General features: G+C 47.5%; 13 protein-coding genes. 6 read left to right on the top strand and 7 right to left on the bottom strand.

Annotated features, from left to right (window positions below):
- Positions 1 to 134: 134 nt before the first annotated feature.
- Positions 135 to 674, bottom strand: coding sequence for a peroxiredoxin family protein (locus AC6I8U_RS21470; RefSeq protein WP_498018460.1), 540 nt, complete (start codon positions 672 to 674; stop codon positions 135 to 137).
- Positions 675 to 904: 230 nt separating this feature from the next.
- Between AC6I8U_RS21470 and AC6I8U_RS21465 the strand changes: the two genes are divergently transcribed.
- Complete coding sequence (locus tag AC6I8U_RS21465) at positions 905 to 2,086, top strand: MFS transporter (protein ID WP_498018459.1); 1,182 nt, start codon at positions 905 to 907, stop codon at positions 2,084 to 2,086.
- A gap of 77 nt (positions 2,087 to 2,163) precedes the next feature.
- Here the strand turns inward: AC6I8U_RS21465 and AC6I8U_RS21460 are convergent, their stop codons facing one another.
- Positions 2,164 to 3,324, bottom strand: coding sequence for a benzoate/H(+) symporter BenE family transporter (locus AC6I8U_RS21460; protein ID WP_498018458.1), 1,161 nt, complete (start codon positions 3,322 to 3,324; stop codon positions 2,164 to 2,166).
- Between the two features lie 96 nt (positions 3,325 to 3,420).
- On the opposite strand from AC6I8U_RS21460, the gene AC6I8U_RS21455 reads away from it, so the two are divergent.
- Positions 3,421 to 3,960 (top strand): helix-turn-helix domain-containing protein, encoded by a 540-nt coding sequence (locus tag AC6I8U_RS21455; RefSeq protein ID WP_498018457.1) that lies wholly within the window; start codon positions 3,421 to 3,423, stop codon positions 3,958 to 3,960.
- A 21-nt stretch (positions 3,961 to 3,981) separates the two neighbouring features.
- On the opposite strand, the gene AC6I8U_RS21450 is transcribed toward AC6I8U_RS21455, so the two are convergent.
- Positions 3,982 to 4,218 (bottom strand): hypothetical protein, encoded by a 237-nt coding sequence (locus tag AC6I8U_RS21450; protein ID WP_234497674.1) that lies wholly within the window; start codon positions 4,216 to 4,218, stop codon positions 3,982 to 3,984.
- 202 nt (positions 4,219 to 4,420) lie between these two features.
- On the opposite strand from AC6I8U_RS21450, the gene AC6I8U_RS21445 reads away from it, so the two are divergent.
- From AC6I8U_RS21445 to AC6I8U_RS21435, 3 genes are all read left to right on the top strand, one after another.
- Positions 4,421 to 5,698 carry a serine hydrolase domain-containing protein gene (locus AC6I8U_RS21445; RefSeq protein WP_498018456.1) on the top strand — a complete coding sequence of 426 codons (1,278 nt, stop codon included), beginning with the start codon at positions 4,421 to 4,423 and terminating at the stop codon, positions 5,696 to 5,698.
- On the top strand, positions 5,695 to 6,501 hold the full coding sequence (locus AC6I8U_RS21440) for a hypothetical protein (protein WP_498018455.1): 807 nt from the start codon (positions 5,695 to 5,697) through the stop codon (positions 6,499 to 6,501). Before AC6I8U_RS21445 ends, AC6I8U_RS21440 begins: the two co-directional genes overlap by 4 nt.
- 132 nt (positions 6,502 to 6,633) lie before the next feature.
- Entirely contained in the window at positions 6,634 to 7,095 is a 462-nt protein-coding gene (locus AC6I8U_RS21435) for a hypothetical protein (RefSeq protein WP_498018454.1), read from the top strand.
- Between the two features lie 104 nt (positions 7,096 to 7,199).
- Here the strand turns inward: AC6I8U_RS21435 and putP are convergent, their stop codons facing one another.
- The 3 genes from putP to putA form a co-directional block, all read right to left on the bottom strand.
- Positions 7,200 to 8,693, bottom strand: coding sequence for a sodium/proline symporter PutP (gene putP / locus AC6I8U_RS21430; protein WP_234497668.1), 1,494 nt, complete (start codon positions 8,691 to 8,693; stop codon positions 7,200 to 7,202).
- A 91-nt stretch (positions 8,694 to 8,784) separates the two neighbouring features.
- Entirely contained in the window at positions 8,785 to 9,474 is a 690-nt protein-coding gene (locus AC6I8U_RS21425) for a 1-pyrroline-5-carboxylate dehydrogenase (RefSeq protein WP_498018453.1), read from the bottom strand.
- A 12-nt stretch (positions 9,475 to 9,486) separates the two neighbouring features.
- Entirely contained in the window at positions 9,487 to 12,624 is a 3,138-nt protein-coding gene (gene putA, locus AC6I8U_RS21420) for a bifunctional proline dehydrogenase/L-glutamate gamma-semialdehyde dehydrogenase PutA (protein WP_498018452.1), read from the bottom strand.
- 387 nt (positions 12,625 to 13,011) lie between these two features.
- On the opposite strand from putA, the gene AC6I8U_RS21415 reads away from it, so the two are divergent.
- Positions 13,012 to 13,143, top strand: coding sequence for a hypothetical protein (locus AC6I8U_RS21415; RefSeq protein ID WP_498018451.1), 132 nt, complete (start codon positions 13,012 to 13,014; stop codon positions 13,141 to 13,143).
- Between the two features lie 54 nt (positions 13,144 to 13,197).
- Here the strand turns inward: AC6I8U_RS21415 and AC6I8U_RS21410 are convergent, their stop codons facing one another.
- Complete coding sequence (locus tag AC6I8U_RS21410; RefSeq protein ID WP_498018450.1) at positions 13,198 to 14,907, bottom strand: hypothetical protein; 1,710 nt, start codon at positions 14,905 to 14,907, stop codon at positions 13,198 to 13,200.
- Between the last annotated feature and the right edge of the window lie 62 nt (positions 14,908 to 14,969).

Genomic DNA, 14,969 nt, shown 5'->3' with positions numbered 1-14,969 from the left:
AACAACTAAAATTTCAGTTGGCAAGTCACGTGTAGGGATTGGAAAGATACGCGGTAATTTTGCAGGAAAGTTGAAGAAATTGTGGAGATGAAGAAAGTGGTGCAATCAAATGTCGCACCACGTTTGAAATGAGCTTAGTAATCTAGCGTTCCACGAATTGGATAGTTGTTATTTGGATCGCGAATCCAAGCAAGACCGCGGGATAGCGCGCCTAATTCCGGTCTTACAAACGGGTTGTTTGAGATATCGACAACATGAAGATTGCCATGCTCATTCACCACAAACAGCCCTGGTTCAGCGAAATTATGGTCTGTCTCCTTCTCAGAACGCGGCAAAGAGATATACACGCCAAGCTGCTTCATCTGTGCTTCCGTCAAACCGTAAGCCAATGGAAAGCTGACATCTAACTGCTCTAAATGCTTTTCTAACTGCGCTTTAGAATCACCAGATACCGCTAGTATATCCACACCTGCATCAGCAAATGCTTGCTTGTAAGACTCAAGTTCGTTCAGGTATTTGGTGCAAAGTGGGCAGTGCTTACCACGATACACAAACACCGCCTGCCATGTTAAACCGTTTTTGGGCTCACCAAGTGTGACTGATGAACCATCCAATAACGTTACTTGTAGTGATGGAAACGCATCGCCCGCTTTTAGTTTTACCGATGTAGACATACTCACTCCTTCATTCACGTTCTCATAGGTTGCCATTGATTGTGGGTCGAGATCCCCATACTTTCAAGTAGTTAACTTTTGGTAACCTGGTCAGATCCTATATTTGCAATATTTGTAAAAATCATTTGTTACAATTACTATTTTTCGCAATCCAACTTTCTTCAATAATGCGCCCAACAAAACGAAGGCAGTCACTAATAAGAGCGGCTGCGCATTACTGGAGACATCACATGCCTATTGCACTTTTTGCACTTACACTCAGTGCCTTTGCCATTGGTACCACTGAGTTCGTCATCGTTGGATTAATACCAACTATGGCTACCGATCTTGGCGTTTCACTTCCTTCTGCCGGGCTACTGGTTAGCTTATACGCGCTTGGGGTAGCGGTTGGCGCACCTGTACTGACCGCGCTAACAGGAAACTGGAAACGCAAATACGTTCTACTCTCTGTTATGAGTTTGTTTGTCGCGGGAAATCTTTTGGCTTGGCAAGCACCTGGCTATAACACTCTTGTCCTTGCGCGCATCCTGACAGGTCTTGCTCACGGGGTATTCTTCTCCATTGGCTCGACCATTGCGACAGGCTTGGTTTCTAAAGAGAAAGCCGCGAGCGCTATCGCCATTATGTTTACTGGTCTGACTGTTGCTCTAGTGACAGGTGTTCCGCTTGGCACTTACATCGGACAAACTTTCGGCTGGCAAACCACGTTCTTGGTTGTTGCGGTACTTGGATTAATCGCCCTAATTGGCAGCGCTTTCCTTGTTCCAAATAACCTAAAACAGCCACCAGCGGCAAAACTATCAGCACAAATGAAAGTACTCGCGCAGCCTCGCCTGCTTCTGGTGTACGCGATTACTGCACTGGGCTATGGTGGTACGTTTACCGCGTTTACTTACCTTGCACCGATCCTAGAGCAAGTGTCAGGTTTTGATTCAAGTGCCGTCGGCTTGATCATGTTGGTCTATGGGGTTTCTGTTGCTATCGGTAATATCTGGGGTGGGAAAATGGCAGACTCTATGGGTCCAATTAAAGCCCTAACCATTATCTTCGCGGGTCTTGCTGGCATTCTACTGGTGTTCAACTTCACGGCAGTAAATCCGATTGCAGCCGTCATCACTATCTTGGTATGGGGTGCATTTGCCTTCGGTAACGTCCCAGGTTTGCAAGTTTATGTAGTGAAGCTAGCAGAGAAGTATGCGCCTGATGGGGTTGACGTTGCCTCAGGCTTAAACATCGCGGCCTTTAACGTTGGTATCGCATTAGGTTCATGGGGTGGCGGTCATATCGTCGCTGAAGCGGGGCTCATGCATACCCCTTGGGTTGGAGCGGTAATCGTCATAGTTGCACTGTTACTAACACGCCTCAGTGGTGCTCTTGATAAAAAACAAAGCGCAATCCCAAGCGTGGCATAGTTCAAACCAAAAGGGCTCATTCTATGTGGGCCCTTGTCATTTATGTATTTTTCAAAATAGACTCTTACAACCTATCATCATTTGGCTGTATTCATAGTAAACGAATACAGCCAGCCAACAATCAGTCCCCACAAAGTCGCATTAATTCCCAAAATCGTCACACCCGATAGCGTCACCACCAGAACCAACAGAGCTGGCTCCCTGTAATCTGGCGAATCAAACGCACTTTGCAGACACATCATCAGGGTTCCAAGCAGCGCAAAGCCAGCAAGCATATGGGTGATTTCCTTTGGAAAGGCTAAAAACATCGACACCACGACGGAAGCTAATAGCCCAGCAATGAGATAAAACACCCCTGCCCAAATCACGGCTTTGTAACGCTTGCTCTTGTCCGTGTCTACATCGTCATTCATACAAATCGCCGCCGATATCGCCGCTAAATTGACACTAAAGCCGCCAAAGGGTGCGGATAGCACGTTTGCAAGACCCGTCCCCACGAGTACAGGCTTCACGGGTGTCTCATATTGATAGCTTTTCATCATCGCTACACCCGGAAGGTTTTGAGACAACATGGTTACAATATAAAGCGGCAAAGAAATATTGAGCATTGCTGACCAATCAAACATGGGCGTAACCCAGCTCGCTTGGGCAATCGAGAGCTCTGGGTTTGAGAACAACTCACCATCAGCAGAAAACGCCAAAGCGCATCCAACAACAAGCAGCAGCAACATCGTGTACTTGGGCACAAACCGCTTGCTGATGATAAAAGTGAGAAACATCCATACAAACGCATTAGGTGTCGTCATGGCGGGCTCAAATGCACGAACGCAGAATGGCAATAAAATCGCACCTAACATCGCGGTTGCAAGAGGGGTTGGAATACGTTGCAACGCTCGAGCAAGCGGAGAGACAAGGCCAGTGATAACAATCATTAGACCAGAAACAACAAAGGCACCTATCAAAGCAGGCATGTCATATTCCGTTGCTGAACTTACCAGTATCGCAGCACCCGGCGTCGACCAAGCAGTCAAAATTGGCATTTTGTAATACCATGAGAAACCTATCGACGTGACTCCCATCGTTACACCAAGCGCGAGCAACCAACTCTCTATTTGCGCGGGTGACGCCCCTGCTGCCGTCGCTGCTTGCAATATGATCACCACCGAACTGGTATAACCGACGAGCACAGCAGTAAAGCCCGCGGTTATGTGGTGCAACGTGGAAATATTTTGGCTCATTGTCATCCCTTTCTGTATAGTAACTCCATCTGTGCGCAATAACGCACAAAACAAAGATAGCACTGTGCGTTATAACGCACAACAGGAACAGAGCCAATGCAAGACTCCAAATTTAGGTCTGAGATCGCCCAGCATCTAAAATCAGAGCGAAAGAAGAAGAAATTAAGCCTAGATGCGACATCCAAACTCACAGGCGTGTCCAAAGCCATGCTTGGACAAATAGAGCGAGAAGAATCGAGCCCGACGATCGCAACTTTGTGGAAGATCGCCAGCGGACTTCAGACCTCATTCTCGGCGTTTTTTGCCAACGAACCAAGCTTGCAAACTCCCGAGCGGCTTTTTCCTGACGATCCTAGAATGAAGGTAAAACCGTTATTTCCTTTTCAAGAAGACACTGGTATCGAGGTCTTTGAGATCACGTTGTCAGGACATCATCAGCAAATGTCTAGTCCACACAGCGTGGGAGTGATTGAGCATGTGCATGTGATAAGTGGCCAAGTGCAGATATTCTTTGACCAAGAGTGGCACTTACTAAAGGCCGGTGAAAGCTTGCGTTTTTACAGTGACCAACCGCATGGCTATGAAGCGGTATCAGAACACGCGGTATTCCACAATATCGTGAGTTACCCTAGATAATAAAGGCAGTCATAGTACTGCCTACTCATACTGAGCAATACTGTCATCAATGCTACCTATAGAGTACAGCACCAACTCCTCCGGATTTTCCCCTTCGCCTAACGCGTGTACATCCTCACCCTCAGCAATGAGCTGTTTGATGATGGCTAACCCTCTCTCCTGCGGCACTTGAATGATGATAGGCATCTCAGAGGCAGACACACCGTACTTAGTGGCAATAAGCAGCTCTTTTACCCGCTCTTTCTCGCTTTTTTCCATAAAATTCAATCCTGTTGAATACGCTGTCTAAAAAACTTCACTACGATTTATTTTAGCTCGTCGGCCAAGCTTCACCCATTCTTCTAATCATTTCTAATTTCGTTCGAATTGCCCTCGAATTCTGATCTGAATTACCTTGCTTCCAAAGTGCTCTAGGTGCCTCAGCAAAAGGCTAATCGAAAATTATTTTGGGAACATGGTTATGAAGAAAACAATACTCGTCTCTATTTTGGCAGCGAGCTCTCTAAACGCGAATGCTGTGACATTCAAAGGACCTGATCTTGACTATATCGCCGCCGCCGAAACATACGGCATTACGGGCGAGACATGGGAAACGCCCGAGTTTATCGCCTCAGCAATGCCACACGTCTACAAGTTCACCCACAGCTACACCTTACACAAAGGTGACTATGTCCTAGAGCTTCCTCAGGGTAAGCCTATCGATCTCACCCACGTTATGGTGCCTGATTATGACGGTGAAATGTCCGCCAAAGACTTCATGCTTAACCGCATGCAAAACCACAACGCCGTTATTCTCAAAGACGGCAAGCTTGTTCATGAGCATTTTGGTAATGGTATGACGGAGTTTTCTCCTCATTTGGATATGTCTGTCTCTAAGTCGTTCACGGCCATGGCGGCTGCCATTGCGGTTGGAAGAGGTCAATTGAGTTGGGACGACTTCGCGGTGAAGTATGTTCCAGAGCTTCAGGGCTCCGCTTTTGAAACCGCAACCGTTCAAGAAGTGTCAGACATGCGTACAGCCGTCGTCCTCGCACCGGGTACGAAAGAGAAGTACTGGGATGTTCGCCTATCTAACGCACAGGGTTATTACGGTGAAGAGGCTGCTGAGCCATACCCAAATGGTACCTTAGACTTCTTCCCGCTGATTAAAACGCGCCAAGCCTATGCCATGGGTGAGAAGTACGACTATCAAGATGTGAACTCAGAGCTCCTTGGTCTCATTGTCGATCGTGCTACTGGTCAATCCTTTACCAACATCCTCGAGCAAGACCTGCTACAAAAAGTTGGGGTCGCCGCCGATGCTCACTTTATGTCGGATAAAAAGGGGCTGGCTATGGGCTCTACCGGTATGAACATGGCAACCAAAGACCTTGCACGTGTAGGTCTACTTTTCCTCAATGACGGCAAAAATGACAAAGGCGAGCAAGTATTGCCTGCAGAGTTTGTAAGAAACCTATGGAAAGGCAACAAAGAGGTTCGCAGAGCGTGGCAAAAAGGGAAAGAATCGGTGCTCGCGTCAGGCTACTACAAAGATCAGTTTCGCATGTTAGAGATTGGTAAACACCGAATCCTAGCCATGATTGGTGTTAATGGGCAAATGTGTGTGATGCACAAAGAAACCAACTCGGTGATTGCGCTCAACGGCGCCTACCCTATGGCAGAAACGCCTCGCTTTGCGTCAATGCAATTCCATCAGTTAGTTCCAAGCATTCTCGATGCACTGGAGCCGTCACAATGAAAACACGTTGGACGCCAATACTGATAGTTTCGCTCTTCAACGTAGGTTTTGCACAAGCAGAAACCACACAACCTGACCCAAGCGATTTAACGCAAGTAAACTCATTTGTCTTTGGTACCGTGGATAATCAAGGCACGGTAAAAGGTATGGTAGGTCTAGCAGGGCAATACTCAGAAGGCAACACCTTCATGGGACTGGTCGAGCACAACCTTGCGACCAAAACCAACAGCACCGGAAGTAAAGACAACAACACTCGTCTTCGCTACTTTCAGGTGCTGGACGTTGATAGCGCGGCAATCAAGCAAGCCGGATTCTCTGTCGATTACATTCGCGGTTGGGAGAACACTAATGGTATCGGTTCAGACTTGGTCGCCATCGGTACCATAGCCAAAGTAGCTACACCTTGGGAAGCGCTCTCGATCTATCCCAATGTCGCTTATGTTATGGGAACGGCGAGACAGGATGGAAGCATGGACGCTAGCCTAAGCGGCTATCAACTGAATCTATTCGGTTCATTGTCTATTGGTAATTGGGGTCAATATGCCGTATTCCAACCTCAGTACATGCATGTGAGTGGTGACGTTGACTCCGATAAAAACAGCGGAAATCTTAGAGTATTTGGCGATGTCTTACAGGTGAAAACAGGCTACGGCCAACCGATTTCCAAAGATGGCTTGTGGTGGGTTGAAGCTTCACACACCTATACCAAGTCAGAGTTGGAGGCGAAATCGAACTCACGAGGCATAGCCTTACCTACCGATAAAGATCATAAGTTTGAAGTGGGTGTGGCGTACTACTTTTAACTCTAAAGGACAGATAAGCTGAATCAATTAATATCCGCCTTGAAATGACCAGACAGATAGATACCATTGCGACGCTTTATCCTACCTAGTAAAGCGTCTCCTTCATAAAACCAAACCGAGAAAGATCGTACGATGAAAAGACTACTGACGGCCATTGCAACTGTGGTTACGTTTTCTGCGAATGCAGGTTGGATAGGCAACCATAGTTTGAATATGCAGTTTGTGAAAAGTGACTTGATCCCTTCAAGCAGTTTGCATGATAACTCTCCCGCTCAAATTGTCTTGGGACGACTAAACGGAGAACCACAGTTTTATATCGTTTTTCCACATAGCTCAGTGTGCTCCGATTTAGGAACTGATATGGAAACCACGGTATTGGAGATCAATGAGTTGAAGGTAACAGCAACGTCAGGCTGTTACTCAGGACTTTACACTTACGATATCAGGGACAACGATGAAGCTGAACATGCGATTGAGTCTCTCATAAGCGCCGCAAGGACAGGTAAACAATCGACCATAGACGGCCAAAAAATCCCAATAGAAGGCTTGTTAGAACAGTGGCGTACTTTTGACGGTGAAGCTTCTACATTGTGAATGCGGCCTGCAAAAGGCTAACCATGCAACAACTGTTCATCCTAAAATACGCAGATGTAAAAAAGCCCTGAGGCGAAGTCAGGGCTTTTCAATTACGAAGTGAATTAGTCTAATTCAACCAGATTCTTCTCAAACGTCGCGTGCTGTGCCTGAACGTCTTTATCAGGACCACCCGTCATTGAGCTCACCACCATGATTGAAATCCAAGATAGAATGAAGCCAGGGACGATTTCGTAGATATCGAAGATACCGCCAGAAAGCTGTTTCCATACCACAATAGTCACACCACCGACGATGATACCTGCGATAGCACCGTTACGGTTCATGCCTGCCCAGTAAAGGCTAAGTAGGATTGCTGGACCAAATGCCGCACCAAAGCCCGCCCAAGCGTAAGAAACAAGACCCAATACTGAGCTGTCTGGCGTCATAGCAAGTACAAGCGCAATCACAGATAGCAGAACAACGCCAACACGACCGACCATAACAACCTGCTCAGACGTCGCATCCTTATTGATGATTTGCTTGTAGAAATCTTCTGCTAATGCTGAAGACGATACCAATAGCTGTGAATCCGCAGTACTCATGATTGCCGCTAGAATAGCTGCAAGTAGGATACCTGCAATCACTGGGTGGAATAGTGCGTTAACAAGCAGCATGAAGATCTTCTCACCATCAGCCAGAACGTCACCACCCGTGTTAGTGATGTACACCAAACCAACCACACCGACTAGTAGTGCACCAATCATTGAAAGACCAGACCACACAACCGCGATGCGACGCGCTGTTGTTAGATCTTTATTGGTGCGTGATGCTTTGAAACGCGCCAAAATGTGTGGTTGACCGAAGTAACCAAGGCCCCATGCGACCAATGAAATGATGGCAATCGCAGACAGAGGCTGGCCTTTCGCGTCATTCCAAAGTGTCAGTAGTTCAGGGTTAATCGCTTCTAGGTCTGCCGTTAGCTGACCAAGACCACCTTGCATACCGATGACAGGGACAATCATTAGCGCAGCTGCCATAAGTAGGCCCTGAACTAAGTCAGTCCAAGATACCGCTAGGAAGCCACCAAATAGCGTGTAAGACACAACACAAACCGTGCCGATAATTACGGCGATTGTGTAGTCTAAGCCGAATACCGTTTCAAACAGTTTACCGCCTGCCACTAGACCAGAACTGGTGTAGAAAAGGAAGAAAAGCAAAATGAAGAACGCAGATACAACCTGAATCACCTTAGAGTTGTCGTTAAAACGACGAGATAGATATTCAGGAAGAGTCAGAGCGTCAGTCGTAATACTGTAAGTACGTAGTCGTTTCGCGCAGATCAGCCAGTTCAGCCAAGTACCCACTAATAGGCCACCTGCCAACCAAAATGCCTCGATACCGGCTGCGTAGGCGTAGCCTGGCAAGCCAAGTAGTAGCCATCCACTCATGTCTGATGCACCAGCAGATAGCGCTGCAGGCCAAGGGCCTAAAGAGCGTCCACCAAGAAAGTAGTCGCTTGAGCTCGCTGTGCGCTTATAAGCGATCACACCGATAGCAAGCATCATCGCCAAGTAAGCGATAAAAGTTGTCGTAATAGCGAAGCTATTTTGAATCATTATTATTTCCTCATCCTAGAATTCAGCCTCCAACATGCTTAGTGCTGGAGGCTGGTAGGGCGGCGTGGAGCGGGTCCGAAGACCTTAGCCACTAGCTACCAAGTTCAAGCAAGGTAGCGTTGCCCCCCACTGCTGTGATGTTGATGGTTCTTGTTCTTTCCGTTATGAACCTCAACACTAGATTCGGATCGTGCGACGTTGGAAGTGACGCCAGATCCGTTTCAGACACCAAAAGACCTATCGCTCCATCGCGATTAGCCAGTTGATGGTTAACCTGCCATTGTGTTTCTTCAGAGCCTACAAGACCGACTACACGTACATCGAAATCGATGAAGGTAGTGGCTTCTTCTAAAGCGACAATCTGGACTAGGTTAGAAGGCAGCTGAGAACGCTCGACTGCCGAAATTAAAATTTGATTAAACTTCTCGTTACCAGAGCAAACAATGACGCCATTGCCAGCAATAAGCGCTGCTGTTATTTGAGCTACTGCAGCAATCTTCGCTTGCGCCTCTTCACTCTCAAGCACCACCAAAGCCACGCCACGACCTGCGGCATAAAGCTCATTGGTTTCGCCCGTTGGCCCCGGCATCACATGCGGGTTAGCCAGCAGAATATTCGCTTGTTGAACATGAAACGCCATCACGCTTGCTAGCGTCGCGTTCAGCTCAGCCATATTGCGCTGAACAGAAAGTAAGCACTCACGTTGCTCAGCAAAATTGGTGACATTCCAGCTCTCCCATGCATTCAAAACATCAGAGAAAATTGTTGCGTTATTAACCATGACTCTTTCTCCTTACTTTGAAATGGAAGCGGTGCCGTTGACGACATCCGTGAAACGATACAGATAGTGAGGACCTCCAGCTTTTGGTCCCGTGCCCGATAGCCCTTGCCCACCAAACGGTTGAACACCGACTACCGCACCCACCTGATCTCGGTTGATGTAGCAGTTACCGACTCGAACGTGCTTCTCAATCCATTCGTAAGTGGACTCATTGCGGCTATGTACGCCAAGCGTTAGACCAAAGCCGGTCGCATTGATGCTGTCGACCACTTTCGGCAGTTCAGACGCTTTAAAGCGAACAATGTGTAGGATTGGACCAAAGTGCTCTTCTGTTAGAACGGAGATATCAGAGATCTCAAACGCACATGGCGGAACAAAGTCACCCTCTGCACACTCATCGTCTAGAGATAGCTGAGCCACTTTCTTGCCTTGCTTAGTCATCGCTTCGATATGAGCCAAAAGCTTTTGCTTCGCGTTGGTATCAATCACTGGGCCGACATCAGTCGAGTGCAGGTATGGCAAACCAACTTTCAGCTCATCCATTGCGCCTTGAATCAGGTTGATCACGCGCTCTGCGATATCTTCTTGGATGTACAGCACACGCAGAGCACTACAGCGCTGACCCGCTGACGCAAACGCTGAGCGAACCACGTCACGCACCACTTGTTCAGGGAGCGCGGTAGAATCCACAATCATCGCGTTTTGACCGCCGGTTTCAGCGATAAATGGCACTGGTGCCACTTGACGGGCAGCTAGGGTGCTATTGATGCGCTGCGCAGTTGGTGTCGAGCCGGTAAAGGCAACACCAGCAATCGCGTTGTGAGAAGTCAATGCATGACCCACATCCGCGCCGCGGCCCGTAATGAGCTGGATTGCGCTTGCTGGGAAGCCCGCTTCAAGCATCAACTCAACCGCGCGCACGGCAATGAGAGAAGTTTGTTCTGCAGGTTTAGCGACTACGGTATTACCTGCCACCAAAGCGGCTGTCACTTGACCAAGGAAAATAGCCAATGGGAAATTCCATGGACTGATACAAACAAACACACCGCGACCACCGCGAGTCATCGACTTAGATTGACCATCAAAGCCAAGTACCGATTGTGTCTTGAAGATGTGTGGCTGCTTAGCGTAGTAACGACAGAAGTCGACCGCTTCGCGTACTTCGTCGATGCTATCGTGAATGGTCTTGCCCGCCTCTTGATGACAAATTGCCACCAGTTCGTGCAAATTCTCTTCTAGCTTGTCTGCTAGGTTAAGTAAGCACTGACTACGATCGGCATACGGAAGCGTTGACCAAGACTCGAATCCTTCCTCAGCCACCTTGATAGCTTCGGAAACATGATCAAGGTTAGCCATAGCCACCTGACCAACAACGATGCGGCGATCATAAGGTGCAGTAATCGTATCTACTGCAGCACCTTCCTTGATCATGCTTTCGTATTGGGACTGCCCATTGATAATTGGCGCACCCTGCCACTGCTTGCTACGGAATACGTCCACTTTGTGTTCGTACTCTTTCACTTCGCTCTCGATATCAACGTTGACGCCAATCGAGTTTTTACGATCGCTAAAGATCGCCGGTGGCAGTTCAATGTTAGCGTTATGCAAGGTATCGTTCGCGTTGAGTGCATCGACGGGGTGAACCGTTAGGCTCTCAACCGGGCAACGAGCATCCACCAAACGGTGTACAAAGCTACTGTTCGCACCATTCTCTAGCAGTCGGCGTACCAGATATGGCAGCAAATCTCTGTGACTACCCACCGGTGCATAGATTCGAACTGGTTGCTTATAGATATCCATCACATGGTCATACAGGGAGTCACCCATACCATGTAGACGTTGGAATTCATAATCAGTGTGCTGCGCCATGGTCGCAATCGCAGTTACAGTGTGAGCATTGTGGCTCGCAAACTGTGGGAAGATGTTTCCACGCACATTGTCACTAAGAAGGAAGCGAGCACAGGCTAGGTATGCCACGTCAGTCGCTTCTTTACGGGTATAAACAGGGTAGTTATCGTAACCCGCTTGTTGAGACCACTTGATCTCGCTGTCCCAATACGCGCCTTTAACAAGACGAAGCGGGATCAAATCACCCTGCTGTTTCGCAAGTGCATTGACCCAAACCAGTACCGGAAGCGCACGTTTAGAATACGCCTGAATAACCAGACCAAACTTACTCCAGCCTTTAGCGACATCACTGCGGTAAACCTTTTCAAATAGCTTTAGAGAAAGTTCAAGACGGTCGGCTTCCTCCGCATCAATGGTAATCGCAACATCGAGCTCGCGAGCGCGAGTCAATAGTTGTGTCAGCGTATCGCATAGCTCGGTCAGAACACGCTCTTCGTTCGCCACTTCATAGCGCGGATGCAGTGCAGAAAGCTTAATGGAAACAGACGGCGCCGGACTGGTATCTAGACCGTATTTATCACTGCCAACTGCCTCGATGGCCATTAGGTAATCTTTAAAGTACTTATCACCATCCGCTTTGGTTAGCGCCGCCTCACCCAACATATCAAATGAATAGGTAAAACCACGGTCGCGCATCTTCTTCCCGTTCTTCTGCGCTTCACCAATACTGCGGCCTAGCACAAACTGGTGACCCATGACCTTCATCGCCTGATACATGGCTTTGCGAATCACAGGCTCAGAGAATTTGTTCACCAAGCGGTTAACTGCTTTCGCTGGGCTTTGAGATTGTGAATCTGGCAGACCCACCACTTTACCGGTCAGCATCAAGCCCCAGGTTGAAGCATTCACAAACACAGAGTCAGAGTTCTTTAGGTGTGACTTCCAGTCAGCCACGCTGAGCTTGTCGCGAATAAGCGCATCTGCCGTCGCAGAATCAGGAATACGCATCAAGGCTTCCGCGAGACACATCAGCAAAATACCCTCTTGAGTATCTAAGCTGTACTCAAGCAACAAAGCATCAATCATCTGAATCGCATTTTTGTCAGCACGAATGGCTTCAATGAGCTGGGTGGTTTTCTGTGGGATCTGATGGGCTTCGTCACCTTGCGGTGTTGCCAGAGGTAAAAGCTGTTTCAACCATTGAGACTCATCCACCATATAGAGTGGAGAGATCAGTGACCAGAGCTGTTCAAGCGGCTGCTCGACAAACTCCGTTTTTAGCACATCTGTTGCTGTAAACATGTGTGTTCCTCAATCTCTACTCAGCCGAAAACATCGACTGGACTACTACAATGGCAGGCAGTGTATTTTGAGCGCTTGAGAATTACTTGTCAAAAACTCCGAGCTTTTTGCTGATTTCTACGCTTATTAACAAAATTAATACAAGGTCACATCCCTGAAGGCAAAACAAATCGTTACACCTTGTAACCATGGTAACATTTTAATTTAAAACAACTTGAATACCGAGGAGTCGTGAACACTGGAAAGGAGCCACTCTTGGAACGCTTCTCATGCATTCGAAAAGCACTAACAAAACAAAATGAAGACCACACCTAGATTGTCGAAATCGGAACCGGAAAGCCAGTTAGTTTGCTGACTGGAATTAAACGTGGAGCTAAAGAGTTTGATATGGTTTTGACCGATATACTGCGACCCGTCACAACGAATGTAGCCCACCAACTTGGTCTAGGAGTTTCTCTGATTACAGACGAACCCAATCAGTTCAACGGAATAGAGTCGGGCAATGTTGCGGCTTGGTAAGCTAGGAAAGAAAGACTGACGCCCCATATTAGGGCGTCAGTAAAAGGTAAGATCTTATAGCTTGTACATAGAGATCGTGGAAACGGTTTGCCCGCCAGTAGACAAGGTACGACGGTTTAGGACACCTTGATCCCATTTTTGACCTGCCGGTGCGTACTCCCAACGATTAAACTTAATGTCGCTGTCGTGACACTCAGTGTAAGCGCTCTCCATATCATCGGCATCACACCAACGAATAGTGCTATTTAGCTGAGTCAGTGTTGCTTTACTGTCATTATTTAGGCCATTCGTGGTGAACCACCAAAAGTCCATATCAGAAAGTTCTTCATAGGTAGCGGTAGCTTCAATTTCCTCTAGCTGACAGCCTGAGTTAAACTCCTCACCGTTCACAGTCACACCGTTTGCATCGAAGACGTAAGTTGAAGTGGCAACGACATCACAACCAGCTTTGGTTTCTACAGCATTCCAAGTACCGATAAAGTCAACGTAGCGCTCCGATTCGCTGCTGTCGACAATGTAACTGAAGCTCAATGACTCTGAAACTCGACCGTCGTGAATACCCGACTCTATGAACGACTTTTTGATCTCCGTGTAAACACCAGATACTGAGTCATAGCTAGTCGATAACACTTCGCGTTTCATTTTGGATCCGTCTTGGTCATCACTGTCATCAAAGGTAGTGATTGAGAAACCAGTTAGATTTGCTTCCGAACAGTTCTGGTCATCCATACATTGGTACAATGTTCCAAACTGGCGCATGTACTCCCAGGGAATCTCCTCGTCGGCGTCTGACTCTGACTCTGGTGACAGCAGTGAGTAATCAAAAGTTGAACCTAAGTCAAACTTGGGATTTATATCTCTAATATCTTCACCATTACATTGAGCAAGCCCATTACCCGAGTCCTCAGGATTTACATACTCGGCATCCAAGCCAAACTCATCGATACAAGTTAGATAAAGCTGCGCAAACACCTCAGTTACGGCTTGGTCATTAGAACCAACAAGTCTAACCGCATTGTTTGTATCTAAGCGCATGTTTTCATTGATCAGGCCGCGCGTCGCTTCAAACAGCTCTTCATCGAGTAGTTTGTCTGCAGTTACATAAAGACGTTCTTTTACGTCATAAGGGTTTTGGGCTGACAGAGTTGAGTAGATCGTTCGTACGATATTACCCGACCCTCTCTGCCATTCTGTCAGTACCTCATTGCTGCCACGCTCAAGTCCCTCGAGTGAATCATTGAGGTGCTCCAATGCATCCTCTTCGGAAACCCACTCTGTTAGACCTAACTCATCTTGTAGGTCATTTGCAGACTCCAAATCATGAAGAAGCAGATTATTCAACGCTGCAATCATGCCGGGACCCGGTGAGGTTACACTGTCTGGCAAAGTGATAGAGCCATTGCTAGGATCATCCATGCTTTGCAAAATACGCGCGAGGTTAACGGCTTTCTGATAGTTGCCTGTCGCTTCAAATGGTGAAACAACATCACGGGCTGAGGTGCTACCGATACGGAGACCATTGCTTCCGCCTAGGAAGAAAGTAATCGTATCTCCGGCATCGTAATTGTATACGCCCTCGGCATCAGTAAAACCGAACTTGCCGCTTGGTTGCGAGTGATAGTAAATACCCTCAACAGCCGCATCAATAAATTGTCCTTGCCCTACTACGACCTCTGGGACCTCAGTCTTCGAGTCACTACCACAACCCGCTAAAGAGACAACAGCAATAATTGAGGCTGCCAATACTGAACGTGTAAACTTCATGATCTTCCTTCCGTTTTTTATAATTGGCTCTAGTAAATAGAATTCGTTTACACATTCAACTT

The organism is Vibrio sp. KUL80 (genome assembly GCF_059725495.1).
This window is presented reverse-complemented; position numbering and strand designations above follow the sequence as displayed.

What these genes read in the sequence shown, in the direction of transcription:
- AC6I8U_RS21415 (WP_498018451.1), top strand. Translation starts at nt 13,012, where the DNA reads ATGGTTTTGACCGATATACTGCGACCCGTCACAACGAATGTAGCCCAC.
- AC6I8U_RS21445 (WP_498018456.1), top strand. Translation starts at nt 4,421, where the DNA reads ATGAAGAAAACAATACTCGTCTCTATTTTGGCAGCGAGCTCTCTAAAC.
- AC6I8U_RS21465 (WP_498018459.1), top strand. Translation starts at nt 905, where the DNA reads ATGCCTATTGCACTTTTTGCACTTACACTCAGTGCCTTTGCCATTGGT.
- AC6I8U_RS21460 (WP_498018458.1), bottom strand. Translation starts at nt 3,324, where the DNA reads ATGAGCCAAAATATTTCCACGTTGCACCACATAACCGCGGGCTTTACT.
- AC6I8U_RS21440 (WP_498018455.1), top strand. Translation starts at nt 5,695, where the DNA reads ATGAAAACACGTTGGACGCCAATACTGATAGTTTCGCTCTTCAACGTA.
- AC6I8U_RS21470 (WP_498018460.1), bottom strand. Translation starts at nt 674, where the DNA reads ATGTCTACATCGGTAAAACTAAAAGCGGGCGATGCGTTTCCATCACTA.
- AC6I8U_RS21435 (WP_498018454.1), top strand. Translation starts at nt 6,634, where the DNA reads ATGAAAAGACTACTGACGGCCATTGCAACTGTGGTTACGTTTTCTGCG.
- AC6I8U_RS21450 (WP_234497674.1), bottom strand. Translation starts at nt 4,218, where the DNA reads ATGGAAAAAAGCGAGAAAGAGCGGGTAAAAGAGCTGCTTATTGCCACT.
- AC6I8U_RS21425 (WP_498018453.1), bottom strand. Translation starts at nt 9,474, where the DNA reads ATGGTTAATAACGCAACAATTTTCTCTGATGTTTTGAATGCATGGGAG.
- putP (WP_234497668.1), bottom strand. Translation starts at nt 8,693, where the DNA reads ATGATTCAAAATAGCTTCGCTATTACGACAACTTTTATCGCTTACTTG.
- AC6I8U_RS21410 (WP_498018450.1), bottom strand. Translation starts at nt 14,907, where the DNA reads ATGAAGTTTACACGTTCAGTATTGGCAGCCTCAATTATTGCTGTTGTC.
- putA (WP_498018452.1), bottom strand. Translation starts at nt 12,624, where the DNA reads ATGTTTACAGCAACAGATGTGCTAAAAACGGAGTTTGTCGAGCAGCCG.
- AC6I8U_RS21455 (WP_498018457.1), top strand. Translation starts at nt 3,421, where the DNA reads ATGCAAGACTCCAAATTTAGGTCTGAGATCGCCCAGCATCTAAAATCA.